This is a genomic window from Pseudomonas sp. S3_B08, assembly GCF_054667725.1.
The window spans coordinates 2,629,075-2,655,389 of sequence record NZ_CP162750.1; the positions used below are offsets into that span (position 1 = coordinate 2,629,075).

General features: G+C 59.2%; 20 protein-coding genes and 4 tRNA genes. 6 read left to right on the top strand and 18 right to left on the bottom strand.

Annotated elements, in window-relative coordinates; genetic code table 11:
* Window positions 1–7: 7 nt before the first annotated feature.
* Window positions 8–1,399, bottom strand: coding sequence for an FAD-dependent oxidoreductase (locus tag AB4N73_RS11855; protein WP_460143486.1), 1,392 nt, complete (start codon window positions 1,397–1,399; stop codon window positions 8–10).
* 72 nt (window positions 1,400–1,471) lie between these two features.
* Window positions 1,472–2,797 carry an MFS transporter gene (locus tag AB4N73_RS11860; protein WP_460143487.1) on the bottom strand — a complete coding sequence of 442 codons (1,326 nt, stop codon included), beginning with the start codon at window positions 2,795–2,797 and terminating at the stop codon, window positions 1,472–1,474.
* Between the two features lie 271 nt (window positions 2,798–3,068).
* On the opposite strand from AB4N73_RS11860, the gene AB4N73_RS11865 reads away from it, so the two are divergent.
* A complete protein-coding gene (locus tag AB4N73_RS11865; protein ID WP_122612111.1) occupies window positions 3,069–3,941 on the top strand; it encodes a LysR family transcriptional regulator in 873 nt (290 codons plus the stop codon).
* A 112-nt stretch (window positions 3,942–4,053) separates the two neighbouring features.
* On the opposite strand, the gene AB4N73_RS11870 is transcribed toward AB4N73_RS11865, so the two are convergent.
* Entirely contained in the window at window positions 4,054–4,899 is an 846-nt protein-coding gene (locus AB4N73_RS11870; RefSeq protein WP_460143488.1) for a LysR substrate-binding domain-containing protein, read from the bottom strand.
* A 113-nt stretch (window positions 4,900–5,012) separates the two neighbouring features.
* On the opposite strand from AB4N73_RS11870, the gene AB4N73_RS11875 reads away from it, so the two are divergent.
* Window positions 5,013–6,122 carry a 2-aminoethylphosphonate--pyruvate transaminase gene (locus AB4N73_RS11875; protein WP_236168551.1) on the top strand — a complete coding sequence of 370 codons (1,110 nt, stop codon included), beginning with the start codon at window positions 5,013–5,015 and terminating at the stop codon, window positions 6,120–6,122.
* 142 nt (window positions 6,123–6,264) lie between these two features.
* Window positions 6,265–7,092, top strand: a complete 828-nt coding sequence (phnX, locus tag AB4N73_RS11880) for a phosphonoacetaldehyde hydrolase (protein WP_122703718.1) — start codon at window positions 6,265–6,267, stop codon at window positions 7,090–7,092.
* An 86-nt stretch (window positions 7,093–7,178) separates the two neighbouring features.
* On the opposite strand, the gene AB4N73_RS11885 is transcribed toward phnX, so the two are convergent.
* A complete protein-coding gene (locus AB4N73_RS11885; protein WP_236168550.1) occupies window positions 7,179–7,520 on the bottom strand; it encodes a hypothetical protein in 342 nt (113 codons plus the stop codon).
* Here AB4N73_RS11885 and AB4N73_RS11890 point away from each other — a divergent pair.
* Entirely contained in the window at window positions 7,498–8,022 is a 525-nt protein-coding gene (locus tag AB4N73_RS11890) for a collagen-like protein (RefSeq protein ID WP_290127631.1), read from the top strand. The genes AB4N73_RS11885 and AB4N73_RS11890 overlap by 23 nt on opposite strands.
* A 137-nt stretch (window positions 8,023–8,159) precedes the next feature.
* On the opposite strand, the gene AB4N73_RS11895 is transcribed toward AB4N73_RS11890, so the two are convergent.
* The 3 genes from AB4N73_RS11895 to AB4N73_RS11905 all read right to left on the bottom strand — a co-directional run bounded on the left by AB4N73_RS11895 (window position 8,160) and on the right by AB4N73_RS11905 (window position 12,476).
* Complete coding sequence (locus AB4N73_RS11895; protein WP_236168549.1) at window positions 8,160–9,083, bottom strand: 1-aminocyclopropane-1-carboxylate deaminase/D-cysteine desulfhydrase; 924 nt, start codon at window positions 9,081–9,083, stop codon at window positions 8,160–8,162.
* 53 nt (window positions 9,084–9,136) lie between these two features.
* On the bottom strand, window positions 9,137–10,108 hold the full coding sequence (locus AB4N73_RS11900; protein WP_056786210.1) for an IS110 family RNA-guided transposase: 972 nt from the start codon (window positions 10,106–10,108) through the stop codon (window positions 9,137–9,139).
* A 328-nt stretch (window positions 10,109–10,436) separates the two neighbouring features.
* Window positions 10,437–12,476 (bottom strand): NADPH-dependent 2,4-dienoyl-CoA reductase, encoded by a 2,040-nt coding sequence (locus tag AB4N73_RS11905; protein WP_056788766.1) that lies wholly within the window; start codon window positions 12,474–12,476, stop codon window positions 10,437–10,439.
* A gap of 208 nt (window positions 12,477–12,684) precedes the next feature.
* Here AB4N73_RS11905 and AB4N73_RS11910 point away from each other — a divergent pair, with 208 nt between their 5' ends.
* The gene (locus AB4N73_RS11910) at window positions 12,685–13,815 is read left to right on the top strand and encodes a nitrilase-related carbon-nitrogen hydrolase (RefSeq protein ID WP_460143489.1); all 1,131 of its coding nucleotides are present in this window, start codon (window positions 12,685–12,687) and stop codon (window positions 13,813–13,815) included.
* A gap of 3 nt (window positions 13,816–13,818) precedes the next feature.
* Entirely contained in the window at window positions 13,819–14,859 is a 1,041-nt protein-coding gene (locus AB4N73_RS11915; RefSeq protein WP_236168548.1) for an AraC family transcriptional regulator, read from the top strand.
* A 327-nt stretch (window positions 14,860–15,186) separates the two neighbouring features.
* Here the strand turns inward: AB4N73_RS11915 and AB4N73_RS11920 are convergent, their stop codons facing one another.
* From AB4N73_RS11920 to AB4N73_RS11970, 11 genes are all read right to left on the bottom strand, one after another.
* On the bottom strand, window positions 15,187–16,041 hold the full coding sequence (locus tag AB4N73_RS11920) for a DUF2242 domain-containing protein (protein WP_150741177.1): 855 nt from the start codon (window positions 16,039–16,041) through the stop codon (window positions 15,187–15,189).
* A gap of 745 nt (window positions 16,042–16,786) precedes the next feature.
* Entirely contained in the window at window positions 16,787–18,658 is a 1,872-nt protein-coding gene (locus AB4N73_RS11925; protein WP_460143490.1) for a SurA N-terminal domain-containing protein, read from the bottom strand.
* A gap of 227 nt (window positions 18,659–18,885) precedes the next feature.
* On the bottom strand, window positions 18,886–19,158 hold the full coding sequence (locus AB4N73_RS11930) for an HU family DNA-binding protein (protein WP_016775333.1): 273 nt from the start codon (window positions 19,156–19,158) through the stop codon (window positions 18,886–18,888).
* A gap of 149 nt (window positions 19,159–19,307) precedes the next feature.
* Window positions 19,308–21,704, bottom strand: a complete 2,397-nt coding sequence (lon, locus tag AB4N73_RS11935) for an endopeptidase La (protein ID WP_016775334.1) — start codon at window positions 21,702–21,704, stop codon at window positions 19,308–19,310.
* 163 nt (window positions 21,705–21,867) lie between these two features.
* Window positions 21,868–23,151: an ATP-dependent Clp protease ATP-binding subunit ClpX gene (gene clpX / locus AB4N73_RS11940; protein WP_016775335.1), complete on the bottom strand. Its 1,284-nt coding sequence runs from the start codon at window positions 23,149–23,151 to the stop codon at window positions 21,868–21,870.
* 112 nt (window positions 23,152–23,263) lie between these two features.
* Window positions 23,264–23,899, bottom strand: a complete 636-nt coding sequence (gene clpP / locus AB4N73_RS11945) for an ATP-dependent Clp endopeptidase proteolytic subunit ClpP (RefSeq protein WP_016775336.1) — start codon at window positions 23,897–23,899, stop codon at window positions 23,264–23,266.
* Window positions 23,900–23,991: 92 nt separating this feature from the next.
* Window positions 23,992–25,302 carry a trigger factor gene (gene tig, locus AB4N73_RS11950; protein WP_016775337.1) on the bottom strand — a complete coding sequence of 437 codons (1,311 nt, stop codon included), beginning with the start codon at window positions 25,300–25,302 and terminating at the stop codon, window positions 23,992–23,994.
* Window positions 25,303–25,703: 401 nt separating this feature from the next.
* A tRNA-His gene (locus AB4N73_RS11955) sits at window positions 25,704–25,779 on the bottom strand.
* Between the two features lie 77 nt (window positions 25,780–25,856).
* A tRNA-Leu gene (locus AB4N73_RS11960) sits at window positions 25,857–25,941 on the bottom strand.
* Between the two features lie 57 nt (window positions 25,942–25,998).
* Window positions 25,999–26,074: transfer RNA gene (locus AB4N73_RS11965), tRNA-His, on the bottom strand.
* A 32-nt stretch (window positions 26,075–26,106) separates the two neighbouring features.
* Window positions 26,107–26,183, bottom strand: a tRNA-Arg gene (locus AB4N73_RS11970).
* Window positions 26,184–26,315: the final 132 nt, after the last annotated feature.

The following is a 26,315-nucleotide window of genomic DNA, read 5'->3' on the forward strand; positions in this document are numbered from 1 at the left end:
CGGCGCCTCAGCCTTTGTCCGCCTTGCCCGCCGCCGCCGCGAACCCGGCCAGGCGCACGTCCAGATGCCGAGGCCGGCGCCCGTGATCTTCGGCGCGCTCCTTGCGGCGGATGGCGTTGCGCACCATCAGCGAGCCGAGGTAGCGAATCGGTTCCGGCGGGAAATAACCCAGCGGCCCGTTGACCAGCGGCGAGCGGGTCCACGGGTTATCCAGGCCTTGCACCAGCGCGGCGAGAATCTGCCCGCCCATGTGACACGGGCCGACGCCGCTGCCGGAATAACCGAAGCCGTAAAACACGTTGCCCGCCGAGCTCATCTGGCCGAAAAACGGCAAACCGGTCACCGAACGATCCGATGGGCCGTTCCACGTCGCGTCGATGTTGACCTCGGCGAACGCCGGGAAAAAATCCGCGAGACTGCGCTTGAGCAAGCCGGCATAAGGCGACGGCTGATCGAACACCGGCAGCATCCGCCCGCCATAGGCGAAGGTGTTGCCGCCCTTGCCGAGCATGATCCGGCCGTCCGGGGTGTTGTGGTAGTAATGCACGAAAATCCGCGAATCGAGGACGCTGACGCCGCTGGTCAAACCGATTTGCTGCAACAGGTCCGGGCGCGGTTCGGTGATCAGCATGTCACTGGAAACGATCGCCACACTGCGCTCGAACTGAGGAAACGCGCGGGCCATCCACGCATTCATCGCCAGCACCACCCGGTCGGCGATGACCTTGCCGCCGGGCGTGTGGATGCGTGCCGGGCGGCCCTCTTCCAGCCCGGTCATCGCCGTGCCTTCATGGATCTTCACGCCCGATTGCAGCGCCACCCGGCGCAGGCCGCGCACCAGTTTGCCCGGTTGCACGCTGGCAGCCGCCGGGGAAAACCAGCCCTCCAGGTGTTTTGCTGAACCAGCCATGCGCTGCACATCGGCGAGCGGTCGCTGGCTGAACGAGTTGATGCCGTTACGCTCCAGCGCCGCGATAACCGCGTCAGTTGCGCCGACCTGGGCGCGATTGGTCGCGGTATACAGCGTGCCGTCGAGGCGGTAGTCGGCATCGACGCCGTACTGCTCGCAGAACTCGCCGATCGCATGGATGCTGCGCTCCGATTCCCTGACCAGACGCACCGCCTCGTCGACGCCGAACAAGCGTTCCAGGGTGAAATATTTCGCCGACCACGACAGCGCACAGCCGCCATTGCGGCCACTGGCGCCAGCGCCGCAGATGTCTGCTTCGATCAGCAACACCTCCAGCTCCGGGTTTTGCTGCTTGAGCATGATCGCCGTCCACAATCCGGTGTAACCACCGCCAACGATGCACACATCGGTGCGCACCTCGCCTTGCAGCGGTGGACACTGTTCGGATGGGTCGGCCTGCAAGGCTTGCTCGAGCCAGAACGGTCGCATGGGAAATCTCCAGTCAGAAGGTCACGACGCAACCTGCCGCGCACCGCGCAGCAGGCGACGGGGCGAAGGGTTTCAGGAACGCAGCGGTTTGACGCTCAGCGGGCAGTTGGGGATCGCCGCGCGCGGCTCCATCACGCCGACCGGCCGACTGTTCCAGTGCGGAATCAGCACCAGCGCCGAGAACAGCGCGCATCCGGCGAAGACGATGAACACCGTCACCGAGTCGAAGTAGCCCGGCAGCAAACCGCCGAGCACTGCGCCAACGGAGCCGCAGCCGTTGACGAAACCGGCGGCGGTGGCACCGGCCTTGGCCTTGCCGAAATCGATGGCGGCCGCACCGCTGATCATCGAGTCCGGGCCGTACAACGTCAGGCCCATGACGAACAGCAACGCGACGACCAACAACACGCTGCCGGCGTTCAGCGCAGCCATGAACAGCGCCAGCGTTACGGTCAGCGCCAACAGACTCAGCACGCAGGCCGGCATGCGTCGGGCGCCGAAGAGTTTGTCCGAGGCCAGGCCGATCATGATCGGCCCGAGCAATCCGGCCAGTTCAAACGCGGTTGGAATGATCGCCGCGCCGACCTTGCCGACACTGGGCATCTGCTCGAAAACAATCACCGGGCCCCACAACAGAATCGCGTAGCGCGCCGGTTTCAGCAGGAAATACGCCAGGCCCAGCACCAGCACCGTGCGGTTGCGCAGGATTTCCTTTAACGGCTCCCACACGCTGAGTTTGCTGTTGGCTGCGGTTTCCTCGGCGGTCAGTTCCGGCTCCGGCTCCACCGCCGGCAAGCCGACGTCTTCCGGTTTGTTGCGCTGGAAGATAAAGAACAGCACGGCCACCACCGCGACCACCGCCGCGCTGGAAATGAATGCCGCGTGCCAGGTGCCGACCAGCGTGTAGGCCCACCAGCCGGCGAACGGCGAGGCGACCAGACCACCAAACGCGTAACAGGAACTCCACAAGCCGAGCACGCGCCCGCGCTGCTCTGACGGGAAGAAGCTGCCAAGGTTTTTACACAGCCCGGACCAGCCAGTGGACTGCGCCAGACCTTGAATCAACATGCACGTGGCGAAGATCGGCAATGTAGCGAAACTGCCCATCACCAGCGCCGCAGCGGCGGATATCAGCAAACCGCCAAGCACTACGACTCGCGGGCCAAAGCGATCGGCGAGCATGCCCCAGGTGAACTGTCCGAGGGCATACGCCGCCAGATAGATCGCGTCGAGGTTGGCCATGGCCATTTTGTCGAGGGTGAAATCGGGGTCTTCGGCGATGCCCAGTTTGGCCACCGAAAACGCTTTGCGGGTGAAGTAGAACGCGGCGTACGCGAGCCAGGTAATAGCGAAGATCTGCACGCGCCAACGCGCCAGGGTGCCGATGTGCTTGTTCATGGTGGTTCTGACCTCAGGGTGTGAGTGTGCCGGCAGAATCGATTAAGAAAAACGCCTGTGTTTTTTATTGTTGAGCACTGCGATACCGCCCCTTCCCTTCGGCGATAACGGTCAGATGAGTCTGCTGTTGCACGCACAGGCTCATGGGCCGGCGCCGCTGCTCGACCGAGCAGTCAGCGATGGCGTGAGCCGATCAAAGCAATTACTGTTTAATAAATAAAATCGATTTATCGTATTTCACACATAAGCTGAGCTTGTTACTGGAGCCACCATGTCTGTCTCTCACGCCCAACTCAAAGCGTTCCACGCGGTGGCCGTCCATGGCAGCTTCACCCGCGCCGCCGAGCGGCTTTATCTGACGCAACCAGCGATTTCCGACCAGGTACGCAAACTCGAAGAACGCTTCGGCGTGCTGCTGTTTCACCGCAATAAACGTTCCGTACGCCTGACCGATCTCGGCGAGCGCCTGCTGGCGATCACTCAGCGCCTGTTCGTGATCGAAGCCGAAGCGCAGGAATTGCTGCAAGAATCCCAGGCCCTGCAGACCGGCAGCCTGATTCTCGCGGTGGACGCGCCGATCCACGTGTTGCCGCAGATCGCACGGTTCTGCGAGCGCTACCCGGGCATCAGCGTGAAAATCGAGACCGGCAATACCGATGAATCGCTGTTTCGCCTGTTCAACTATCAGGCCGATCTGGCGCTGCTCGGCCGCGACGTAACCGATGAACGCTTGCTGTGTGTGCCGTTGCGCAACGATCCGATGGTGGCGTTCGTTTCGCGCAATCATCCGTGGGCCGAGCGCGAATCGATCTGTCTGGCCGATCTGGATGACACGCCGCTGGTGCTGCGTGAGATCGGTTCGGTGACCCGGCAGACCCTGGAAGAGGAAATGGCCCGCGCAGGTTTGCGCATCCGCCCGGCGATTCAGGTTGAAGGTCGGGAAGCGGCGCGCGAAGCCGTGGTGGTGGGGATCGGGGTTGGTGTGGTTTCAGCGGCGGAGTTCGGCGCCGACTCACGGGTCTGCGCGTTGCCGATCACCGACTGCACGAGGCGCCTGACCGAAACCCTGGTGTGTTTGCGCGAACAGAGTTCGCGGCGGGTGGTGGCGACGTTTCTCGATATGGTTCGCGAGAGCCTTGTGTAAACAGTATTGGCCCCTTCGCGAGCAGGCTCGCTCCCACATGGGACCGCGCTCTGTAGTGTGGGAGCGAGCCTGCTCGCGAAAAAGTCGCCTCGGTTTTCAGTCTGGCGCCAGATCAAAAAAACGCCTGAATCAAGCGCAACTCGCGCCGGCGCTCCATGCAGCCAATCATGTGCCGGTTCACCAGCCCTTCCCCGGCAATCGGGATCGCCACCACGCGCGGGTCATGACTGACCTCCACCGATGACACCAAACCGACCCCCAACTCGGCCGCGACCGCTTCGGTCACCGCCTCGCGACTGTCCAGCTCCAGCAACACCCGCGGCTGAATCGACGCCTGCGCACACGCCTGGTCAAAAGTGCGCCGGGTAATCGAACTCGGCTCGCGCAGGACCATGATCACTTGGTCCAGCTCCTTGACTTTCACTTCCCCGGAGCGATTCGCCCAGCGATGCCCCGCCGGCACCAACGCGCAGATCCGCGATTCGCTCAGCGCTTGCAGATGCAGACCCTTGCGCGGCTCGACCTCGGTCAGCACCGCGACATCGGCGTGTTCCGACAACAGCGCCGCCAGGGTTTCCTGCGCGTTGCCCAGACGCAGGTTGACGGTGATCCCCGGATAGCGTGCGCGCAAACTCGCCAGCATCGGCATGACCATGTGCGGCCCATCCGCCGCCACCTCCAGACGCCCGGTCAACAATTGCCGATTGGCCTCGAGCAGCGTCTGCGCTTCTTCCGCCAGGCCGAACATGGCGCGGGTGATCGCCGCCAGTTTGGTGCCCTCCTCGGTCAGTTCCACCCGTCGCGCGGTGCGCCGCAGCAAGGTGATCTGGTAGTGCTCTTCCAGTGCCTTGATGTGTCCGGTGACCGCCGGCTGGCTGATGAACAACCGCGCAGCCGCGCGGGTGAAGCTGCCTTCGCGGGCCACGGCATCGAAGGCGCGCAGCTGAAACAGATTCATGGATAACCCTCACTGATGGCTGGCATAACAACAAACAATTTGATTGATGCAGCGGCGAATTGCAACGTAGGCGCCGTAGCTTCATCCCACAGCGTTTTCGCGAGGACACCCGAATGAGTACCGCCGCACCGATTCTGCTCACTCCCGGCCCGTTGACCACTTCGGCCCGCACCCGCCAGGCCATGATGGTCGACTGGGGTTCGTGGGATGACCGCTTCAACCAGCTGACCGCCAGCCTGTGCGAGCAATTGCTGGCCATCCTCAACGGCGCCGCCAGCCACCATTGCGTACCGTTACAGGGGAGCGGCACGTTCGCTGTCGAAGCGGCGATCGGCACGTTGGTACCGCGTGATGGCAAAATCCTCGTGCTGATCAACGGCGCGTATGGCAAACGGCTGGCGAAGATATGCGAAGTGCTCGGCCGCTCGTTCAGCACCTTCGAAACCGCCGAAGACGAGCCGACCACTGCCGCCGACGTCGACCGTTTGCTGCGCGCCGACGCTGACATCACCCACGTGGCGCTGATCCACTGCGAAACCAGCACCGGCATTCTCAATCCGCTGGCAGAAATCGCCGAGGTCGTCGCGCAACACGGCAAACGTCTGATCATCGACGCCATGAGCTCATTCGGCGCGTTGCCGGTGGATGCGCAAAAAGTACCGTTCGACGCGCTCATTGCCGCTTCCGGCAAATGCCTGGAAGGTGTACCGGGGATGGGTTTTGTCTTCGCCCGCAAGGAATCGCTGGCCGCCGCGGCTGGCAACTCGCACTCGCTGGCGATGGACCTGTACGACCAGCACGCCTACATGATGAAAACCGGGCAATGGCGCTTCACCCCGCCCACCCATGTGGTCGCGGCGCTGCACGAAGCGCTACTGCAATACAGCGAAGAAGGCGGTCTGCCGGCGCGGCATGCGCGTTATGCCGCCAACTGTCAGGCGCTGATGGAAGAGATGAACAAGCTCGGCTTGCGCAGCTTCCTGCCGGCGGCGATTCAGGCGCCGATCATCGCGACTTTCCATGCGCCGCAGGGTCCGCGTTACCAGTTCAAGGACTTCTATGAGCGGGTCAAGGCCAAGGGTTACATCCTCTACCCCGGCAAGCTGACCCAGGTCGAAACTTTCCGCGTCGGCTGCATCGGCCACGTCACCCCGGACGAAATGCGCCAGGCCGTGGCAGCAGTGGGTGAAGTGCTGCGCGAGATGGAAGTGCTCGATATCTGAGCCTCACCAAAAATCCCCTGTGGGAGCGAGCCTGCTCGCGAAAGCGTCGTCCCAGGCGACACATACGCTGATGTCAGACCGCTTTCGCGAGCAGGCTCGCTCCCACATTTTGATCTCATTTTCAAATCAGGAATTGATTGCCATGAACTACACCAATCCAAGCAAGCTGCAAGCCGCGATCCTCGACTGGGCCGGTACCGTGGTCGATTTCGGCTCGTTCGCGCCGACGCAGATCTTCGTCGAAGCCTTCGCCGAGTTCGATGTGCAGGTGTCGATTGAAGAGGCCCGTGGGCCGATGGGCATGGGCAAGTGGGATCACATCCGCACCCTCTGTGATCAGCCGCAAGTGGCCGAGCGTTATCGCAAGGTGTTCGGTCGCACGCCGACCGACGATGACGTCACCGCTATTTACAACCGCTTCATGCCGTTACAGATCGAGAAAATCGCCGAGCACTCGGCACTGATTCCCGGCGCGCTGGACGCCATCGCCCAACTGCGCGCGCAAGGGATCAAGATCGGTTCCTGCTCCGGCTACCCGAAAGCGGTGATGGACAAAGTCGTCGAACTCGCCGCCAGCAACGGCTACGTCGCCGACCACGTGGTCGCCACCGACGAAGTGCCAAACGGTCGTCCATGGCCGGCGCAAGCGTTGGCAAATGTGATCGCTCTGGGCATCGACGATGTTGCAGCGTGCGTGAAGATCGACGACACCGTGCCGGGCATTCTCGAAGGTCGCCGGGCCGGCATGTGGACGGTTGCGCTGATTTGCTCGGGCAACGCGCTGGGTCTGGATTATGAGGGTTTCCGCGCGCTGGGCAGCGATGAACTGGCCAGCGAGCGCAAGCGCATCCACGCGCTGTTCGCAAGTTCGCGGCCGCATTACATGATCGACACTATCAGCGATTTGCCGGAAGTGATCGCCGACATCAACAAGCGTCTGGCCAACGGTGAGATGCCGCAAAACGCCTGAGGCCGATAACCGGAACACCGCTGATCCATGACAATCAGCGGTGTTTTTTTGCACTGTCTTGAATAAATATATTGCCCGGTTATTACTTACTCTGAAACAAGATTGCCCTCTGCGTCGTACGCACTACCATCGGGATGTTTAACACTTCCGTCAGGCAACTGTTCAGTTCCATCTTCCCAGACAATACGGCCATCCGGATATTCAACGGTATTATCAGACCACACGATTCGCCCGTCCGGATACTCTACCCGGCCGTCGTCATATTGAATGATGCCGTCGGGACGCTTGATCGAAGTCTTACCAACGTCAACCACGCTGCCGTCAGGCAGTGTGGTCGAACCATCGACATTGACGGTCGCACCGAGTGTTTGAATCAGCGTAATCAAGGCCACCGGATCGATGTTGATGTTAAGAGTCGGCCATGGCATTGGCGGACGCTTGGTATCGACCGGCGCTACTGGTGCGGTCGGCGCAACTGGTTTGGTTGGGGCTACCGGTTTGGTTGGCGCCACTGGTTTGGTCGGTGCTACTGGCTTGGTTGGCGCCACTGGCTTGGTCGGCGCCACTGGCTTGGTCGGCGCTACCGGTTTGGTTGGTGCTACTGGCTTGGTTGGCGCTACCGGTTTGGTTGGTGCTACTGGCTTGGTTGGCGCTACCGGTTTGGTTGGTGCTACTGGCTTGGTTGGCGCTACCGGTTTGGTTGGTGCTACTGGTTTGGTCGGTGCCACGGGTTTGGTCGGTGCTACGGGTTTGGTTGGCGCCACTGGCTTTGGTGTAGTGGTAGTGGGGCGAGGCTTGGAGATCGGACTTTTCATATTCACACTCAAATTTACAAATATAATTATGATCTTTAATAACAAACTAAAGAGCCGAACCAACAATAATCACGCACAACAAACTATTCAAATCAAAAGAACCTACAAGATATAAGCAACATAGAGTTACGCCCACAGATCAACGCACACCAACAACTTTAAATAAACAGAAATAATAAACCGTACAAACAAGACTTTTGTGTGTTGCAAATATCATTACGCCGAAACGCATGTACTGATCGCGTCCATCGGCTATGTCATTGCAAATCCGCGTCGCCCCTGCAAGCCCCCCGTGTGGATAAAGATCAGACGCGTGCCGATGGCGAATTCGCCTGACTCGACATGCTGCTTGAGCGCCAGCAAGGCCTTGCCGGTGTACAGCGGTTCCAAAGGGATGCCGCTGGTTTGCTCGGTCTGATCGATGAAGGTCAGCAACGCCTCGTCAACTTTGGCGAAACCACCACGGCTGGCGTCGATCAGTTGATAGCCCGCCGCATGCTCGGTGGCGGGCGCGAGGATCGACTCGATGTTCGGCGCTACGCCGTGATCATCCGGTACCGCCAGCGCGCCATACAATGAGCGCTGGCCTTTATCGGCAAGCGCCAGCCCCGCCAGTGTCGTGCCGGTGCCGCAGGCCAGCCACCAGGCGTCGAAATCATCCCAGCCCAGCTTGGCCAATTGCTCTTCGGCTTGCTGCCTGATCGCTGCGCAACCCAGTGCGCCGGCCACGCCACCACCGCCCTCGGGCACTGCATGCAGCGTAGGATATTGCGCGTGCCACGGTACCCAGAATCCCGCTTCGTGCCGCGCGCGGTAGCCGGCGTAACCCAGCCAATGCAACTGCATGTCAAACGCTTGCAGATCCCGCACTGTCGGCGTGTCCTGCGGGTGCCCGCGCAGCAGTCCCACGGTTTTGAAACCCAGCCGCTTGCCCGCCGCCGCCAGCGCATGCAGGTGATTGGAATGCGCACCGCCGAGGCTGATGATGCCCTCGGCGCCGGCACGCTCGGCGGCTTTGAGGTGTTCGACGAGTTTGAACCACTTGTTGCCGCTGATCAGCGGGTCGATGCGGTCCAGGCGCAGGATCGCGACCTCGATGCCGGCAACTGCAAGCCAGTCCAGATAGAGCGGTTCGAGAGGGGCCGGGGGTAGCCAGTTGGGGGGAGGCAAAAGCATGGGCACTGCACAATCTGGAAAAGACCACATACTAGTAGATACCGTCTTGAGCCTCACCGGGCAAGCGCAAGTTTCGGGTCATATGGCAGTCCTGACTTGAGCACTCCGTAAACGAAGTGCAGCAGCTTGCGCATTGCTGCGCAGATGATCTGCTTGGGGGCCTTGCCATTGGCTTCCAGGCGTTCTTTCATCGCCTTGATCGCCTTATTGTGTTTCAGCGCCACCATGCCAGGCATGTAAAGGCCTGCACGCAGCCGTGCTGACCCTACTCTTGAGATCAGGGTGTGACCTTTGAGCTTTCCTGATTCCTGCAGCTTTGGATTGAGCCCTGCAGCAGCGACCAGTTGGCGAGGATCACTGTATTTGCGCAAGTCACCCAGTTCGGCGAGCAATCGTTCAAGCGTTTTTTGTCCGATGCCGTCGATGGTTACGATGAGATCCCGCATCTGACGCATATCCGGGTCGTCATCGATGTGTTTTTTGATCGCCTTATGCGTTTCTACGATCTCTTTTTCGATATGGCGCAGAACGGAGTTGATCGAGTCTTTGACCTTTTCGTCGGAAACGTCCAGACGATTAAGCTCCATTTGTTCCATTTCCTGAAGGTCATCCAGGCGGCGCACCATTGCTTTTAACTGGCGGTATTTCAGCGGCTCAGGCGCCCATGGGTGAAGTTTTTGATCCTTTTCCCGGGCAAAGTCGGCGATCAGTTTGGCATCGCTTTTATCGGTCTTGATGCGGCGCAGTTCGCTGTCAGCGTACGCTTTGGTCGTAGCCGGGTTCACGACGCAGACCCGGAAGCCTTTGTTGTAAACGAATTCCGCGAGCTCCAAGTGGTAGACGCTGGTGGCTTCCATCACGATCAGGGCCGAACGCTCGGCGTTTTTTTCTAGCCACGCCTCAAACTCTTTAAAGCCCTTTGGATCGTTGGCCAGCTTGGCCTTGGTTTTGTGCTTGCCGTTGGGCTGGTGTGTAGCGATATCAAAGGTGTTCTTTGCGATGTCGACGCCAACGAAACCGGACATGATCGTTTCTCCACTTGTTCCCTGTTGCGATCATCACGTCACTCTGTCCAACCTTGCGAATGCGGGCTCTCGCCGCAGGCGGGCCCAAGATACCGTGCGAACTGTACGAGTGAGTGTGGAGGGCTGGAGCACGATCTACGTCACAGGCAAAAAGCCTAAGGAGCTGCGCGGCTTCCAAGTCCCTCCCTCGATGATCAGTCGAGAACTATCGCTCCTGACGGAGCGTTAGTCGAGATACAAGGAGCTGCCGCAGGCTGCGATCTTTTGATCTTGCTTTTGAAATCAGGATCAACAGATCGCAGCCTTCGGCAGCTCCTACAGAATGTGTTTACAACTCAGCCGCCAGCCGCGAACCCTGATTGATCGCGCGCTTGGCGTCCAGCTCCGCCGCCACATCCGCGCCGCCGATCAAGTGCACGTTCTGCCCGGCTTCAACCAGACCATCGTGCAACTCACGCAACGGATCCTGCCCCGCGCAGATCACGATGTTGTCCACTGCCAGCAGTTGCGGCTCGCCGGATTCGCCGATGCGAATGTGCAAGCCTTGGTCATCAATGCTCAGGTATTCGACGCTGTTGAGCATCTGCACCTGTTTGTTCTTCAGACCGGTGCGGTGAATCCAGCCGGTGGTTTTGCCCAGACCGTCGCCAACCTTGGTTTTCTTGCGCTGCAACAGGAACACCTCACGGGCCGGCGCATGCGGTGCCGCTTTGATTCCCGCCACACCACCACGGGCCTCCAGTTGCGTGTCGATGCCCCACTCTTTCCAGAACGCCGCGCGATCCAGACTGGTGGCCACGCCTTGATGAACGAGGAATTCGGAGACATCGAAACCGATCCCGCCAGCACCGATTACCGCGACACGCTTGCCGACCGGTTTGCGCTCGAGGATCACGTCCAGATAACTCAGCACCTTGGCATTTTCGATGCCCGGAATCGCCGGCACGCGTGGGGCGATACCGGTGGCGAGAATGATTTCGTCGTAGCCGCCCTCAACCAACTTGGCCACGTCGACGCGGGTGTTCAGGCACACCTCGACATTGGTGGTTTGCAGCTTGCGGTTGAAGTAGCGCAGGGTTTCGAAAAATTCCTCCTTGCCCGGCACGCGCTTGGCAATGTTGAACTGGCCACCGATCTCACTGGCCGAATCGAACAACGTCACCTGATGACCGCGCTCGGCGGCCACGGTGGCGGCAGACAAGCCGGCAGGGCCGGCACCGACCACAGCGATTTTCTTGATCTGCTGCACCGGCAGGTAATTGAGTTCGGTTTCGTGGCAGGCGCGCGGGTTGACCAGGCAACTGGTGAGCTTGCCGCCAAAGGTGTGGTCGAGGCACGCCTGGTTGCAGCCGATGCAGGTGTTGATTTCGTCGGCGCGGCCTTCGGCGGCTTTGTTGACGAAGTCCGGATCGGCGAGGAATGGTCGGGCCATAGAGACCATGTCGGCATCGCCCTCGGCAAGAATCTGCTCGGCAATTTCCGGGGTATTGATGCGGTTGGTGGTGATCAGCGGGATGCTCACCGAGCCGCGCAACTTGGCCGTAACCTTGCTGAACGCTGCACGTGGAACCTTGGTGGCGATGGTCGGAATCCGCGCTTCGTGCCAGCCGATACCAGTGTTGATGATGGTCGCACCGGCCTGCTCGATGGCTTTGGCCAGCATGACGATTTCATCCCAGGTGCTGCCACCTTCGACCAGATCGAGCATCGACAGGCGAAAGATGATAATGAAATTCGGCCCGACCGCTTCGCGCACACGACGGACAATTTCTACCGGCAGGCGCATGCGGTTTTCGTAGCTGCCACCCCAGCGGTCAGTGCGGTGGTTGGTGTGCGCGGCGAGGAACTGGTTAATGAAGTAACCTTCCGAGCCCATGATCTCGACGCCGTCGTATTCGGCGGTTTGCGCCAATACCGAGCAGGTCACGAAATCACTGATCTGCTTTTCGATGCCCTCTTCGTCCAGCTCTTTGGGCTTGAACGGGTTGATCGGCGCCTGAATCGCGCTCGGTGCTACTTGTTTCGGGCTGTAGGCGTAACGCCCGGCGTGAAGAATCTGCATGCAGATCTTGCCGCCCGCCTCGTGCACCGCGCGAGTGACGATGCGGTGCTTGAGCGCCTCTTCCTCGGTAGTGAGCTTGGCCGCGCCGGAATACACGCCGCCCTCGTCATTCGGGCCGATGCCGCCGGTGACCATCAGGCCGACACCGCCACGGGCACGTTCGGCGAAGTACGCCGCCATGCGTTCGAAGCCACCCGGCTTTTCTTCAAGGCCAGTGTGCATCGAGCCCATCAGGGTGCGGTTGCGCAGCGTGGTGAATCCCAGGTCCAGCGGGGCCAGCAGATGCGGGTAATGAGCGGCGGTCATCGGTAACTCCACAACGAGCGATCACGGGAAAATTGCGGGAGCTCTGTGTCCCCCGTCAGTCATGTTCGACAGACTAAGAGTCGCACCGCTGTCACTCAATGACCGTAACTGACAAGTTATTGATCCAAATGCGCAGCGCCCCTTGGCAACCCGGGCCATGAGCCCTACCCTAGTCGCCACATCCTGTACCCGGCTGTTGTTGGTTTTCATGCGCAAACTTCTGTATCTGTTTTTCTCCATGGCCCTCGTTGCCGCCCTGACCACCTATGCCATGTGGGCGGCAGACCGGCCGGCGGGACATTACCTGTCGGACCTGCGCATCGAGCTCGCCGTCAATCAGGGCACGCCCGGCGATCGTGGCAATCTGCTCGGCATCCAGCCCGAACTGTTCCCCACCGATTACCAAAGCTCCGCACGCCTGCACCGCAAACTCGCAGCGTATCTGCAGCAGGCGCGCGATCAGGGCTTGCTCAACGAAAAAACCGTGGTGGTGTTGCCCGAGCACGTCGGCACCTGGCTGATGATCAGCGGCGAGAAAGACGAGTTGTATCAGGCGCCAACGCTGGCGGAGGCAATGAACTGGCTGGCGGCGAGCAATCCACTGCTGTTTGCCCGTGCCTGGCTGCGGGCCAAGGGCGAGCAACGCCTGGATGACGCTTATCTGCGGATGAAAGCGAAAGTCATGGCCAAGGATTACCAGGCGCTGTTCGGCGGTCTGGCCAAGGAGTTCCAGGTCACCCTGGTGGCCGGCTCCATCGTGCTGCCGGAGCCAAGCATCCGCGACGGCCGGCTCAAGCCGGGCAGCGGCGCCCTGTTCAACAGCAGCGTGGTGTTTGCTCGCGACGGCGTACCGTTGGGCCAGCCGCAACGGCAGATGCATCCGATCTTTGATCAGCAAGGTGTGATTCAGGCCGAAGACAAACACGCCATACAGGTCGTCGATACCCCGGCCGGACGCTTGGGCATCCTGATCGGCAGTGACAGCTGGTACCCCGCCAACTACCGCACCCTTGATGAGCAAGGCGCGCAACTGGTGGCCGTGCCGGCGCAGGTTATCGGCCAAGGCGCCTGGGACAAGCCATGGCGTGGCTACAAGGGTTCGAGCACGCCGGGCTCGGTCAGCCTCAAGCCCGGCGACCTCAGTGAAGGTCAAGCCTGGCACCGACTGACCCTCACCGCGCAACCGCCAAGCAGCCACGCGATTGCCGGCGTCAGTGTGTTCATGCGCGGGCAGTTCTGGGACAAGTCGAGTACCGGCACAAGCTTCCTCACCAGCAACGGCCAGCAGTTCGCCGATGGCGAGGCCCGTGGTGCGCGCTTGCTGAACGTCTGGCTGTAAACCATGAAGCCGCAGCCGATGCGCCTCGGGGATCTGTCGGTGGGCTTCGTCCATAGTCTGGCCGACGCCGTGCGCAGCCACGACGTCGATCCGCTGCCTCTGCTTGAACAATATGGCCTTGATGCCGCGCGACTGGCCGAGGCCGGGGCGCGCTTGTCGATCCCGCGTTACATGCGCCTGGGCCATGCGGCGATTCAACTCACCGGCGACCCGGCCCTGGGCCTGCGCATGGGCAGGATGATCCGCTTGAATCAGGCCGGTCTGGCCGGCATCACTGCGGCGCAAGCACCCACCGTGCGTGAAGCGGCCCGCTGCCTGACGCGCTTCGAGCCGCTTTACGGCTCGAACTATCGCGGGCAGTCCAGTTTCCACGAAGACGCCAACGGTGCGTGGCTGCGCTTCTACTCGATCAGCCCGTACAACACCTATAACCGCTTCGTGGTCGACTCGATCCTCGCCGGCTGGCTGCATCAGTTGTCGAGCCTGTGCGGCGAAACGTTGCGCGCCGAGCGAATCGAAATCGAATTCGAAGCGCCGGATTACCGCGACGCCTACACAATGCTCGGTGACTGCCCGATCCAGTTCAGCGCCGAGCGCAACCAACTGCGCCTGAGCCTGAGCAGCCTCGCCCTGCGCAACCCTGAACATTGCCCGAGCACCTGGCGACATCTGCTGCAATTGTGCGAGCGGGAGCTGGAACAACTGACCCGCACCCGCAGCCTGCGCGAGCGCATCACTCAGTTGCTCGGCCCGCTGCTCAACGGCGGCCGCGAGCCGGATCTTGAAGAAGTCGCGGCACGCCTGAAACTGCCGACCTGGACCTTGCGCCGCAAGCTCACTGAGGAAGGCACGCAATTTCGCGCGATCCTCAATGACACACGCCGCGACCTGGCGATGACCTACATCCGCGACACCGAACTGGCATTCGGCGAAATCGCCTACCTGCTGGGCTTCGCCTCAGCTGAAGCCTTCCAACGCGCATTCAAGCGCTGGAGCGGGCAGACGCCCGGCGAATCCCGACGAAATTACCGCTCGGGAGCCTGAAGCTCAGAGTTCCGTCGCGTCGTCAGCCGGCTCTGGTTGATCCAGTTCAAAGGCCTGGTATTCGAGCAGTTCTTCCTGATACTCATCCATCGTATGAATCCCCCAACTGCTCGCTATGAAAATGGCCTGATCAATCGACCTGTGCCCCGAGCATAAAGTGCCCGTGTGAAGGAAAAGTGAAACGCTGCCTTCATGAATAAAACGTAGCAGGTGGTTGGGGATTTATCGCGGCGATGATGCCGCAGGTGTGTAACCAGATTTTAAGCCAACCCCGAAAACCACTGAGGGAGCGAGCCTGCTCGCTCCCACAGGGTTTCGCTTGGTTTCTTATTGGCCCGACGCAGGCATCGCCGGAATCGGCTCGGATGGTGGCGGAATATCCGGGTTGGTCGGCGGGGTGATGGTTTCGCTGGCCGGCGCTGGCTCTTCCACGGGCGCTGGCGCAGGCGTAATCGGCGTCGACTCCGCTGGCGGTACCACCGGCTCGGAACTCACTGGCGCGGCTTCAACCGGGGCCGGTGCAGGTTCCGCAGCCGGCGCGGGGGCCGGTTCCGCTGCAGGTGTCGGCGCCAGAGGCGCAGGTGCAGGTGCCGCTTTTGGTTCTGGCACACCAAGATCGGTTTTCGGCTTTTCTTCGATGTGTGCAGCTTTCTTAGCATCGGCGGGCAGGAACTGCTCCACCAGTGTGAAGAAACGCTCGTAGAACTTCTGCGCAATGACCGTTTCACTGGCGACCTTGACCATCGAGTCGTCCGAGGAGCCGATCGGCATCGACACCGAGCCCAACACACCGACACCGAGGCTGGCGGAATTGTTGGTCTTCTTCAACGCATAACGGTCCTGCAAGGCGTTGGCGAACACCGTCGCATGATGCCCGGCGCTGCCATCTTCGGCGCAGACCACGTTGAAGCTGATCTCGAGGTGCGTCTCGCCGGTCTGCTGGAAGCTCTTGTGCCCGCTGACCAGCTTCGGATCACTGCTGGTAATGATGTAGCCCTGACTGAGCAACGCGCGCCGGGCCGCTTCGCAACTGGCGGTGTCGGTTACCGGGTAATTGCGCGAAAAGGTGCCGGAGTCATCGAAGTTCTCATGCTCATAGATCGGCTTGTCCTTCGAACAACCGGCCACCGCAGTCAACAAAAGCGCCAGCCCGACAACACGCATGGGAGTGGAAATCAACATTGAACATCCTGAGGGAAAACAGTCCGGGGCGTATTGTGCAACAGATCGTCGCCCCATGGCGCATGGAATAGTGTCAAGAATCGGTTACAACTTTACCGGTCATGGCCGTCAGGAAAAAGCCGCGCCGACAAATGATCAATCAATGCGCGCAATTTCGCCATGGCTTGTCGGCTCGACGGCCATTAACCCCAGAACCGACCGGCGTGTTCTAAATGCAAAAGAAAGGTAAAAGCTCAAGATCAGGTCGGCTGTCAGGCCGCCTTCGCGAGCAGGCTCGCTCCCACAGAAAAGCAAAGCAGCGCAGCTGCCCGCGGCAAAGCCGCCCCACTCAACAATGAGCGCAAGCTCGAGTGCTTCTGATCTTGCTTTTGATCCACCGGCGACGTCGGAAGGCTGAGTGGAGGGATTGATCCGGGTGTGGGAGCGTAGCGACCGTCTGGCGCAGCCAGACACAGCGGAAGGAGGTGCAGCGAAGCAAACCGGAGCCGCTGCGCCCGGATCAGTCCCGGAGCGAAGGGACCCGAGCTTGCGAGGGCCGAACGTAGGAGCAAGCCTTTTCGGTTACCTTTTCGGCGTCTGGAAAAAGTGCCTCGCCGTAAGGGCGAAACCGCCAGCCGCCGCACCCGAAGAAACGGATATTCACCCAAACCACCCAGAGCATGGCCGGCCCAAAGGCCGCCACGCCCAAAAAACAAAAAAGCCCCGACCAACCAGGCCGGGGCTCCTTCAAACGTCAGTCAAAAGATCAGAACCGCTCGATCTTCGCCTCAGCTTCCAGTTGCTTGCGATACGCCGCAAAGTCCTGCTGCCCTTCACGGGAAGCCAGGAAGCGACGATATTGCGCCTTCTCTTCATCAGTAGGCGCAGCAGCTTCGTTAACACCGTTGAGGCGCACCACCATCAGGCTGCCATCCGGCAAGGTAACGCTGGAGAACGTCGGCTTGTCCTTGGCAGCCGGCTTCGGCATACGGAACAGTGCCTGCAGCACAGCCGGATCAACCCCTTCCTGACCACGGGTGGCCGCTTCGGTGATCTTCCAGTTCTGACCGTCAATGGCCTTGTCCAGCGGCGCCTTGCCATCGCGCAGATCAGCGATCAGCTTCTCGGCACGGGTCTTGGCCTCGGCACTGGCGTGCTCCTTGGTCAACTGAGTGCGGATCGCCGCGTTGACGCTTTCCAGTGGCAATTGCGCAGGCTTGAGATGCTCCTTGGCGCGCAGCACGATCACGGTTTCCGGGTCCAGCTCGATGGCGGTGCTGTTGGCACCTTCATCAATCACTTCCGGGCTGAACGCGGCAGTGACCACGGCACGGTTGGCTGCAACACCTTCGCCACCTTCATGGCCGAACGGCTTGGAAGTGTGCACGGTCAGTTTCAGATCCGCTGCTGGCTGCGCCAGGTCAGAAGCTTCGAACGCCGAGTCTTCCAGTTGCTTGGTCGCCTCAACGAAACGCTGCTCGACCTGAGCGGCTTTCAGCTCGCGGGTCAGCTTGTCTTTCAGGCTGGCCAGGGTCGGCACTTCAGGCGCTTCCACGCCCAACAGCTTGATCAGGTGATAACCGAAGTCGGTACGAATGGGCTCGGACACCTGGTCTTTCGACAAGGAGTACAGCGCTTTTTCGAAAGCCGGGTCGTAAACGCCAGGACCGGCATAACCAAGGTCACCACCATTGTTGGCGGAACCCGGATCCTGCGAGAACTCCTTGGCCAACGCTTCGAACTTCTCGCCCTTGGCCAGACGCGCCTGGACTTCGTCGATCTTCGCCTTGGCCTGCGCTTCGGTAGTCTTGTCGTTCACTTCGATGAGGATGTGCGCGGCACGACGCTGTTCCGACAGGTTGGCGATCTCTTTCTGGTAAGCCGCCTCAAGATCTTCATCCTTGACCGCAACCTGATCGAAGAACGACGATTTCTTCAGCTCGACGTAATCGATGATCACCTGATCCGGCGTCATGAATTCCTTGGCGTGCTCGTCGTAGTAAGCCTTGACCTCGTCATCGGTCAGCTTGACCGCAGCCGGGTCGGCCTTGACGTTAAGAGTGGCGAAATCACGGGTCTGTTTTTCCAGACGGGCAAAAGCCAGCACTTCGGCGTCGGTGACGAAACCGCTGCCGGCAACACCAGCGCGCAGCTGGCCGATAAGCATTTCCTGAGCCAGCATCTGACGGAACTGCATGCGGCTGTAGCCCAGTTGACGGATCACCTGGTCGAAGCGCTCGGAGCTGAACTTGCCGTCGACCTGGAATTCAGGCGTCTGCAGGATCACTTGATCCAGCGCGGCTTCGGAGAACGAGAACTTCGCCTGTTCGGCGCCTTGCAGCAGCAACTTGCGGTCGATCAGGCCTTTGAGCGCCGATTCGCGCAGCATTTTTTCGTCGAGCAAGGACGCATCGAAGTCCTTGCCCAGCTGTTGCATCAGCTGACGGCGTTGCATATCAACGGCCTGGCTCAGCTCGTTCTGGCTGATTTCGTCACCATTGACCTTGGCCGCCTCGTTCTTGTGAGTCGTGGCCTGGAAAATGGCATCGAAACCGGTCAGGGCCATCAGTGCAACGATGACCCCGATAATGGTCTTGGCAATCCAGCCTTGTGAATTGTCCCTGATATTTTGCAGCATGCGTCCCCCAGAAACGGTTGAACTTCAATTTAGGCAACCGTGGAGCGTGGGTAGAATCCGGATAGAAGAAAGGCGCATCCGAGGATGCGCCTTCTCGTAACTGGCGGAGCGGACAGGGCTCGAACCCTCGATCCCGGCGTTACAGGTGCCTGTTCCAGCCACCTGCTCTACCGCTCCGCTGCCAAGTCAGGCTTGACCCCGACCCGGATGGGTAAAAACCTGGAAACTCAGTTAACAGCTTCTTTCAGCGCTTTACCGGCTTTGAAACCTGGCTTCTTGGCAGCCGGGATTTCCAGAGACTTGCCAGTTTGCGGGTTGCGACCGGTACGAGCCGGACGGTCAGTCACGGAGAAAGTACCGAAACCAACCAGAACAACGGAGTCGCCAGCCTTCAGAGCGCCAGTGACGGATTCGATTACAGCGTCCAGCGCACGGCCAGCAGCAGCTTTCGGGATATCAGCGGATGCAGCGATAGCATCAATCAGTTCCGACTTGTTCACTCTAAGTCCCCTTATATCTATTTTGAGATGTTTCTAAGTTTTTTGGTGAAAGCAAAAACGAGTGCTGAATGGCCTACAGACACTTAAGAGCCGCTTTATAACAAGGGCTCTAAAATGCTGTCAAGGAAAGCCCCCCAGGCTAAAACGTATTAATGCGTGCTAATTCTTTCCTTGGCATCAGACTCGCGTTTTTCGTCCTTGGCAACTATCTCCGGAGCCACATCCGGCAAGGGCTCCGGCGCGTATTGCAGCGCAATTTGCAGGACCTCGTCAATCCATTTAACCGGCTTGATCTGCAGATCCTGCTTGATATTGTCAGGAATCTCCTTCAGATCGCGGACGTTTTCTTCCGGAATAATCACAATCTTGATTCCGCCGCGGTGAGCCGCCAGCAGTTTTTCTTTCAAACCGCCAATTGCCAGCACTTGCCCACGCAGAGTGATCTCACCGGTCATGGCGACATCGGCGCGCACCGGAATACCGGTCAATGCCGAAACCAACGCCGTGCACATACCGACGCCAGCACTTGGGCCGTCTTTCGGCGTAGCACCTTCCGGCATGTGAATGTGCGTGTCGCGCTTCTCGTGGAAGTCCAGCGGGATGCCCAGACTCTTGGCGCGGCTGCGCACAACGGTCTGTGCGGCAGTGATCGATTCGACCATCACATCACCCAGCGAACCGGTCTTGATCAGCTGACCTTTACCCGGAATCACTGCGGCTTCGATAGTCAGCAATTCACCGCCAACCTGAGTCCACGCCAGGCCAGTCACCTGCCCCACCTGATCCTGCTGCTCGGCCAGGCCGTAGCGGAACTTGCGCACGCCGAGGAAATGCTCGAGCAGGTCAGCTGTCACTTTTACCGAGAAGCGTTTTTCCAGCGCATGCTCTTTGACTGCCTTGCGGCAGACCTTGGCGATCTGTCGCTCGAGCCCCCGCACGCCCGCTTCACGGGTGTAATAACGGATGATGTCGCGGATCGCTTCCTCATCGAATTCCAGCTCGCCCTTCTTCAGACCATTGGCGGCGATCTGTTTCGGCGAGAGGTATTTCACAGCGATGTTGATCTTCTCGTCTTCGGTGTAACCCGGCAGACGGATGACTTCCATCCGGTCCAGCAGCGCTGGCGGGATATTCATCGAGTTCGAGGTGCACAGGAACATCACATCAGAGAGGTCGTAATCGACTTCCAGATAGTGATCGTTGAAGTTGTGATTTTGCTCGGGATCAAGCACTTCCAGCAACGCCGAAGCCGGATCGCCACGCATATCGCTGCCCATTTTGTCGATTTCATCGAGCAGGAACAGCGGGTTGCGTACGCCCACTTTTGTCATCTTTTGAATCAATCTACCCGGCATCGAACCGATGTAAGTCCGGCGGTGACCACGAATTTCCGCTTCGTCACGCACGCCGCCCAAGGCCATACGTACGAATTTGCGATTGGTGGCATGGGCAATCGATTCCGCCAGCGAGGTTTTACCCACACCTGGAGGACCAACCAGGCACAACACCGGGCCACGGATTTTCTTCACGCGCTTCTGCACGGCGAGGTATTCAAGGATGCGCTCCTTGACCTCTTCGAGGCCGTAGTGATCGGCGTCGAGAATGTCTTCTGCACGGGCCAGGTCGAGGCGTACTTTGCTCTGCGCCTTCCACGGCACCTGCACCAGCCAGTCGATGTAGGAACGCACCACAGTGGCTTCAGCCGACATCGGCGACATCTGCTTGAGCTTGTTCAGCTCAGCGGTGGCCTTGGCCAGCGCGTCTTTCGGCAGGCCGGCAGCATCGATGCGCTTTTTCAGCTCTTCGATTTCGTTGTGGCCTTCGTCGCCGTCACCGAGTTCTTTCTGAATGGCCTTCATTTGCTCATTCAGGTAGTACTCGCGCTGGCTGCGCTCCATTTGCTTTTTGACGCGACCGCGAATGCGTTTTTCAACCTGGAGCAGGTCGATTTCGGCATCCAGCAGCGCCAGCACGTGCTCGACACGCGCCGACAGATCGATGATCTCGAGGATTTCCTGCTTCTGCTCGATTTTCAGCGCCATGTGCGCGGCCATGGTGTCGACCAGACGACCGGGCTCATCGATGCTGTTGAGCGACGACAGGACTTCAGCCGGAACCTTCTTGCCCAGCTGGACGTATTGTTCAAACTGCGACAGCAGCGTGCGCACGAAGACTTCCGACTCGCGCTCGGCGGCGTCGACTTCTTCGATCAGAGAAACTTCGGCGCGGCAGTGGCCATCGACTTCGCTGAAGCGTTCGACGGTGCCACGCTGCTCGCCTTCGACCAGAACCTTGACAGTGCCATCAGGCAGCTTCAGCAGTTGCAGTACCGTGGCAATCGTACCTACGCGATAGAGAGCGTCTTCACCGGGATCATCGTCAGCCGGGTTTCGCTGGGCCAGCAGCAGAATCTGCTTGTCACCCGTCATCGCTGCCTCGAGGGCTTCGATGGATTTCTCGCGCCCCACGAACAGCGGGATAACCATGTGCGGATAAACCACGACATCACGCAATGGCAGGAGAGGCAATTCGATGGTTGTCTTCATGATTTCGCCTCTACGGCGGCCGTATGGCCGTAATCAGATGGAATTAAGCTTGAAACCAAGATGGGGGCTGCCTCGAAAAAAAACAAGCGCAAAGCGGAGGTAAAAAACGACTTAAAAAAAAAGAGGCCCGAAGGCCCCTTCTTTGTTGCGGCGCTGTGAACGCTTACGCGTCCGGCGCTGCCTTGGCCGTCGGCTCACTGTTTTCGTAGATATACAGTGGCTTGGACTTGCCTTCGATCACGCTTTCATCGATCACGACTTTGCTCACCTCGGACTGCGAGGGGATCTCATACATCGTGTCGAGCAGCACACCTTCGAGAATCGAACGCAGGCCACGAGCACCGGTTTTACGTTCCAGAGCACGCTTGGCGACCGATTTCAGCGCGTCGGAACGGAATTCCAGATCCACGCCTTCCATCTCGAACAGCTTGGCATACTGTTTGGTCAGAGCATTTTTCGGCTCGGTGAGGATTTGCATCAGCGCAGCCTCGTCGAGCTCATCCAGTGTCGCCAGGACCGGCAGACGACCGACGAATTCCGGGATCAGACCGAACTTGACCAGATCGTCAGGCTCGACTTCACGCAGGGATTCACCAACCTTCTTACCCTCTTCCTTGCTGCGCACTTCGGCGTTGAAGCCGATGCCGCCTTTGGTGGAACGGTTCTGAATGACCTTTTCCAGGCCGGAGAACGCACCACCGCAGATGAACAGGATGTTACGGGTGTCGACCTGCAGGAATTCCTGCTGCGGATGCTTGCGGCCACCTTGCGGCGGTACCGAAGCGACCGTGCCTTCGATCAACTTGAGCAAGGCCTGCTGCACGCCTTCACCGGAAACATCACGGGTGATCGACGGGTTGTCGGACTTGCGGGAAATCTTGTCGATTTCGTCGATGTAGACAATGCCCATCTGGGCTTTCTCTACGTCGTAATCGCACTTCTGCAGCAGCTTCTGAATGATGTTCTCGACATCTTCACCCACGTAACCGGCCTCAGTGAGGGTGGTTGCGTCGGCAATGGTGAACGGAACGTTCAGCAAGCGGGCCAGTGTTTCAGCCAGCAGGGTTTTACCGGAGCCTGTCGGGCCGATCAGCAGGATGTTGCTCTTGCCGAGTTCGACGTCGTCAGCCTTTTTGTCACGCTGGTTCAGGCGCTTGTAGTGGTTGTACACCGCTACGGCCAAAACCTTTTTCGCACGCTCCTGACCAATGACGTACTGGTCAAGGATGCCGCTGATTTCTTTAGGCGAAGGCAATTTATGCGCGCTGCTTTCGGCCTGTGCTTCCTGCACCTCCTCGCGGATGATGTCATTGCACAGGTCGACGCACTCGTCGCAGATAAAGACCGAGGGGCCGGCAATCAATTTGCGCACTTCATGCTGGCTTTTGCCACAGAAGGAGCAATAGAGCAGCTTGCCGTTGTCCTCGCCGTTGCGGGTGTCAGTCATTCGTTCGATCCAAATCCGATAGGCTTGCAACACAAGATGAAGGCTATTGCGGGCTTTTTCAAGCCCGCCGCTGATCGGACATGCCGATCAGGCCTGTTTTGCGCTGCTTATATTAAGCTGGACGCTGGTTGATCACTTCGTCGATCAGGCCGTATTCCTTCGCAGCTTCAGCACTCATGAAGTTGTCGCGATTGGTATCGCGCTCGATTTCTTCCAGAGTACGGCCGCTGTGCTTGGCCATCAGCATGTTCAGACGCTCGCGGATGAAGAGGATTTCCTTGGCGTGGATTTCGATGTCCGACGCCTGGCCCTGGAAACCGCCCAGTGGCTGGTGAATCATCACGCGCGAGTTCGGCAGGCAGAAACGCTTGCCCGGTGCACCTGCGGTAAGCAGGAATGCGCCCATGCTGCACGCCTGACCGATGCAGGTGGTCGACACGTTCGGCTTGATGAACTGCATGGTGTCGTAGATCGACATGCCGGCAGTCACCGAACCGCCCGGCGAGTTGATGTACAGATGGATGTCCTTGTCCGGGTTTTCCGCTTCAAGGAACAGCAGTTGCGCACAGATCAGGTTGGCCATGTAGTCCTCTACCGGGCCCACCAGAAAGATCACTCGCTCCTTGAGCAGGCGCGAGTAGATGTCGTAGGCGCGTTCGCCACGAGCGGACTGCTCGACAACCATCGGGACCAGGCCGCCGGCGGCCTGGATATCAGAGTTCTGCTGAATATAAGAATTACGGAACATGCTCTGCAGTCGCTCCCAAATAGTTATGTCTTGAATACGCATAAGCCAGCTCGAGAGCTGGCTTATGGTGTGCACTTCTAACGCAAAATCAATCAGTCGGCTGCTGGAGCTTCTACCGGCTTGACTGCTTCTTCGTAGGAGACCGATTTGTCGGTCACACTAGCTTTCTGCAGAACAGTATCCACAACTTGTTCTTCCAGCACAACCGAACGCACTTCGTTCAGTTGCTGCTCGTTTTTGTAGTACCACGACACGACCTGCTCTGGCTCCTGGTAAGCGGAAGCCATTTCCTGAATCATTTCGCGAACGCGAGCTTCATCAGGCTTGAGGTCGAACTGCTTGACTACTTCAGCAACGATCAGGCCCAGCACGACGCGGCGCTTGGCTTGCTCTTCGAACAGCTCGGCCGGCAGTTGGTCTGGCTTGATGTTGCCGCCGAACTGCTGAACAGCCTGCACGCGCAGACGGTCAACTTCGTTGGACAGCAGAGCCTTTGGCACTTCGATCGGGTTGGTGGCCAGCAGACCGTCCATTACCTGATTCTTGACCTTGGATTTGATTGCCTGACGCAGTTCACGCTCCATGTTCTTGCGAACTTCGGTGCGGAAGCCGTCGATGCCGCTTTCCTTGATGCCGAATTGAGCGAAGAACTCTTCGTTCAGCTCAGGCAGCTTAGGCTCGGACACAGTGTTGACGGTCACGGTGAACTCGGCGGTTTTGCCAGCCAGGTCCAGGTTCTGATAGTCCTCAGGGAAGGTCAGGTTCAGAACGCGTTCTTCGCCGGCTTTAGCGCCAACCAGGCCTTCTTCGAAGCCCGGGATCATACGGCCGGAACCCAGTACCAGCTGAGTGCCCTTGGCGGAGCCGCCAGCGAACACTTCGCCGTCAACCTTGCCAACGAAATCGATGTTCAGCTGGTCTTCGTTCTGAGCAGCGCGGTCGGCCACTTCGAAACGGGTGTTCTGCTTGCGCAGGATGTCGAGCATCTTGTCCAGATCAGCGTCAGCCACTTCAGCGCTCAGACGCTCAACGGTGATGCCTTCGAAGCCAGCAACGGTGAACTCAGGGAAGACTTCGAATACAGCAACGTATTCCAGATCCTTGCCCGCTTCGAGCGACTTTGGCTCGATCGAAGGCGAACCGGCAGGGTTGAGCTTCTGCTCGACCACAGCTTCGTAGAAGGAAGACTGGATGACGTCGCCTACCGCTTCCTGACGCGCATCAGCACCGAAACGGCGCTTGATTTCGCTCATTGGCACTTTGCCTGGACGGAAGCCAGCAATTTTGGCCTTTTGGGCAGTCTGCTGCAGACGCTTGTTGACCTGAGTCTCGATGCGCTCTGCCGGCACGGTGACGCTCATGCGGCGCTCGAGAGCAGTAGTATTTTCAACAGAAACTTGCATGGATATTCCTCGTTGCACAGACGTTAGCCGGCCGTTTCCGACCCCAGAATCAAGGGCATGCATTCTAGTGGGTCAAACTCAAGAAGTCACCCTACTGGAAACGGGTAAAAAAACAGCAGGCAATTTATAGGGAGCGCCGCACGAATGCCGTGCACTCCACTGGCGAATACAAGCGATCACGTCAGGGCTCTGCAGCAACGCTTCTATATATAGAAGCAACTATCAGATACGCCTCGACAGGTGTTCCAGCAAAACCGGAACGACGAGCAGCTCAGCGTCATCGGATCCTTTAAAAGCGATGAAGTGCCCTGCCCTGCGCTTCGAAATCGGCCATGGCCGGATTTCGAAACCGCTAAAACAAAAAAGGCGCCAGACTGTTAAATCTGGCGCCTTTCGAAATATGGGGTGGACGATGGGGATCGAACCCACGACAACGGGAGTCACAATCCCGTGCTCTACCAACTGAGCTACGCCCACCATATTGCGTAACAAAAAAGCCAAACAACTTCTTTGTCGAAACTTCATCAGGCCCTAGGCACAGATGAAGCTTTATTTGGTGCGGATGAAGAGACTCGAACTCTTACGCCTCGCGGCGCTGGAACCTAAATCCAGTGTGTCTACCAATTCCACCACATCCGCGGATGAAGCTTTTAAAGCAAAGGCGCCAGACCGTTAAATCTGGCGCCTTTCGAAATATGGGGTGGACGATGGGGATCGAACCCACGACAACGGGAGTCACAATCCCGTGCTCTACCAACTGAGCTACGCCCACCATATCGCGTTACTTGTGCCAAAGCTGCCTAATGGCGCACCCGGCAGGACTCGAACCTGCGACCATCCGCTTAGAAGGCGGATGCTCTATCCAGCTGAGCTACGGGCGCCTTGTTAATCTGTACTCTTAAAGGACTACAAACTAAGTGCTTTCCAGTGTCGCAGAACCTTGATTCCGCTTCACCTTCTTAACCAGTGCTAGGCTGTGCCCGACAAGTGCGACGAATAGTATAGAGGGCTCC

Coding starts and splice junctions, on each gene's coding strand:
- AB4N73_RS11865 (WP_122612111.1), top strand. CDS start 3,069: ATGTCTGTCTCTCACGCCCAACTCAAAGCGTTCCACGCGGTGGCCGTC.
- clpP (WP_016775336.1), bottom strand. CDS start 23,899: ATGTTCCGTAATTCTTATATTCAGCAGAACTCTGATATCCAGGCCGCC.
- AB4N73_RS11900 (WP_056786210.1), bottom strand. CDS start 10,108: ATGTCCGGTTTCGTTGGCGTCGACATCGCAAAGAACACCTTTGATATC.
- AB4N73_RS11895 (WP_236168549.1), bottom strand. CDS start 9,083: ATGCTTTTGCCTCCCCCCAACTGGCTACCCCCGGCCCCTCTCGAACCG.
- AB4N73_RS11870 (WP_460143488.1), bottom strand. CDS start 4,899: ATGAATCTGTTTCAGCTGCGCGCCTTCGATGCCGTGGCCCGCGAAGGC.
- clpX (WP_016775335.1), bottom strand. CDS start 23,151: ATGACTGACACCCGCAACGGCGAGGACAACGGCAAGCTGCTCTATTGC.
- AB4N73_RS11925 (WP_460143490.1), bottom strand. CDS start 18,658: ATGCTGCAAAATATCAGGGACAATTCACAAGGCTGGATTGCCAAGACC.
- AB4N73_RS11855 (WP_460143486.1), bottom strand. CDS start 1,399: ATGCGACCGTTCTGGCTCGAGCAAGCCTTGCAGGCCGACCCATCCGAA.
- AB4N73_RS11860 (WP_460143487.1), bottom strand. CDS start 2,797: ATGAACAAGCACATCGGCACCCTGGCGCGTTGGCGCGTGCAGATCTTC.
- AB4N73_RS11890 (WP_290127631.1), top strand. CDS start 7,498: ATGTTAAGAGTCGGCCATGGCATTGGCGGACGCTTGGTATCGACCGGC.
- tig (WP_016775337.1), bottom strand. CDS start 25,302: ATGCAAGTTTCTGTTGAAAATACTACTGCTCTCGAGCGCCGCATGAGC.
- AB4N73_RS11920 (WP_150741177.1), bottom strand. CDS start 16,041: ATGTTGATTTCCACTCCCATGCGTGTTGTCGGGCTGGCGCTTTTGTTG.
- AB4N73_RS11875 (WP_236168551.1), top strand. CDS start 5,013: ATGAGTACCGCCGCACCGATTCTGCTCACTCCCGGCCCGTTGACCACT.
- AB4N73_RS11905 (WP_056788766.1), bottom strand. CDS start 12,476: ATGACCGCCGCTCATTACCCGCATCTGCTGGCCCCGCTGGACCTGGGA.
- phnX (WP_122703718.1), top strand. CDS start 6,265: ATGAACTACACCAATCCAAGCAAGCTGCAAGCCGCGATCCTCGACTGG.
- AB4N73_RS11885 (WP_236168550.1), bottom strand. CDS start 7,520: ATGCCATGGCCGACTCTTAACATCAACATCGATCCGGTGGCCTTGATT.
- lon (WP_016775334.1), bottom strand. CDS start 21,704: ATGAAGACAACCATCGAATTGCCTCTCCTGCCATTGCGTGATGTCGTG.
- AB4N73_RS11915 (WP_236168548.1), top strand. CDS start 13,819: ATGAAGCCGCAGCCGATGCGCCTCGGGGATCTGTCGGTGGGCTTCGTC.
- AB4N73_RS11910 (WP_460143489.1), top strand. CDS start 12,685: ATGCGCAAACTTCTGTATCTGTTTTTCTCCATGGCCCTCGTTGCCGCC.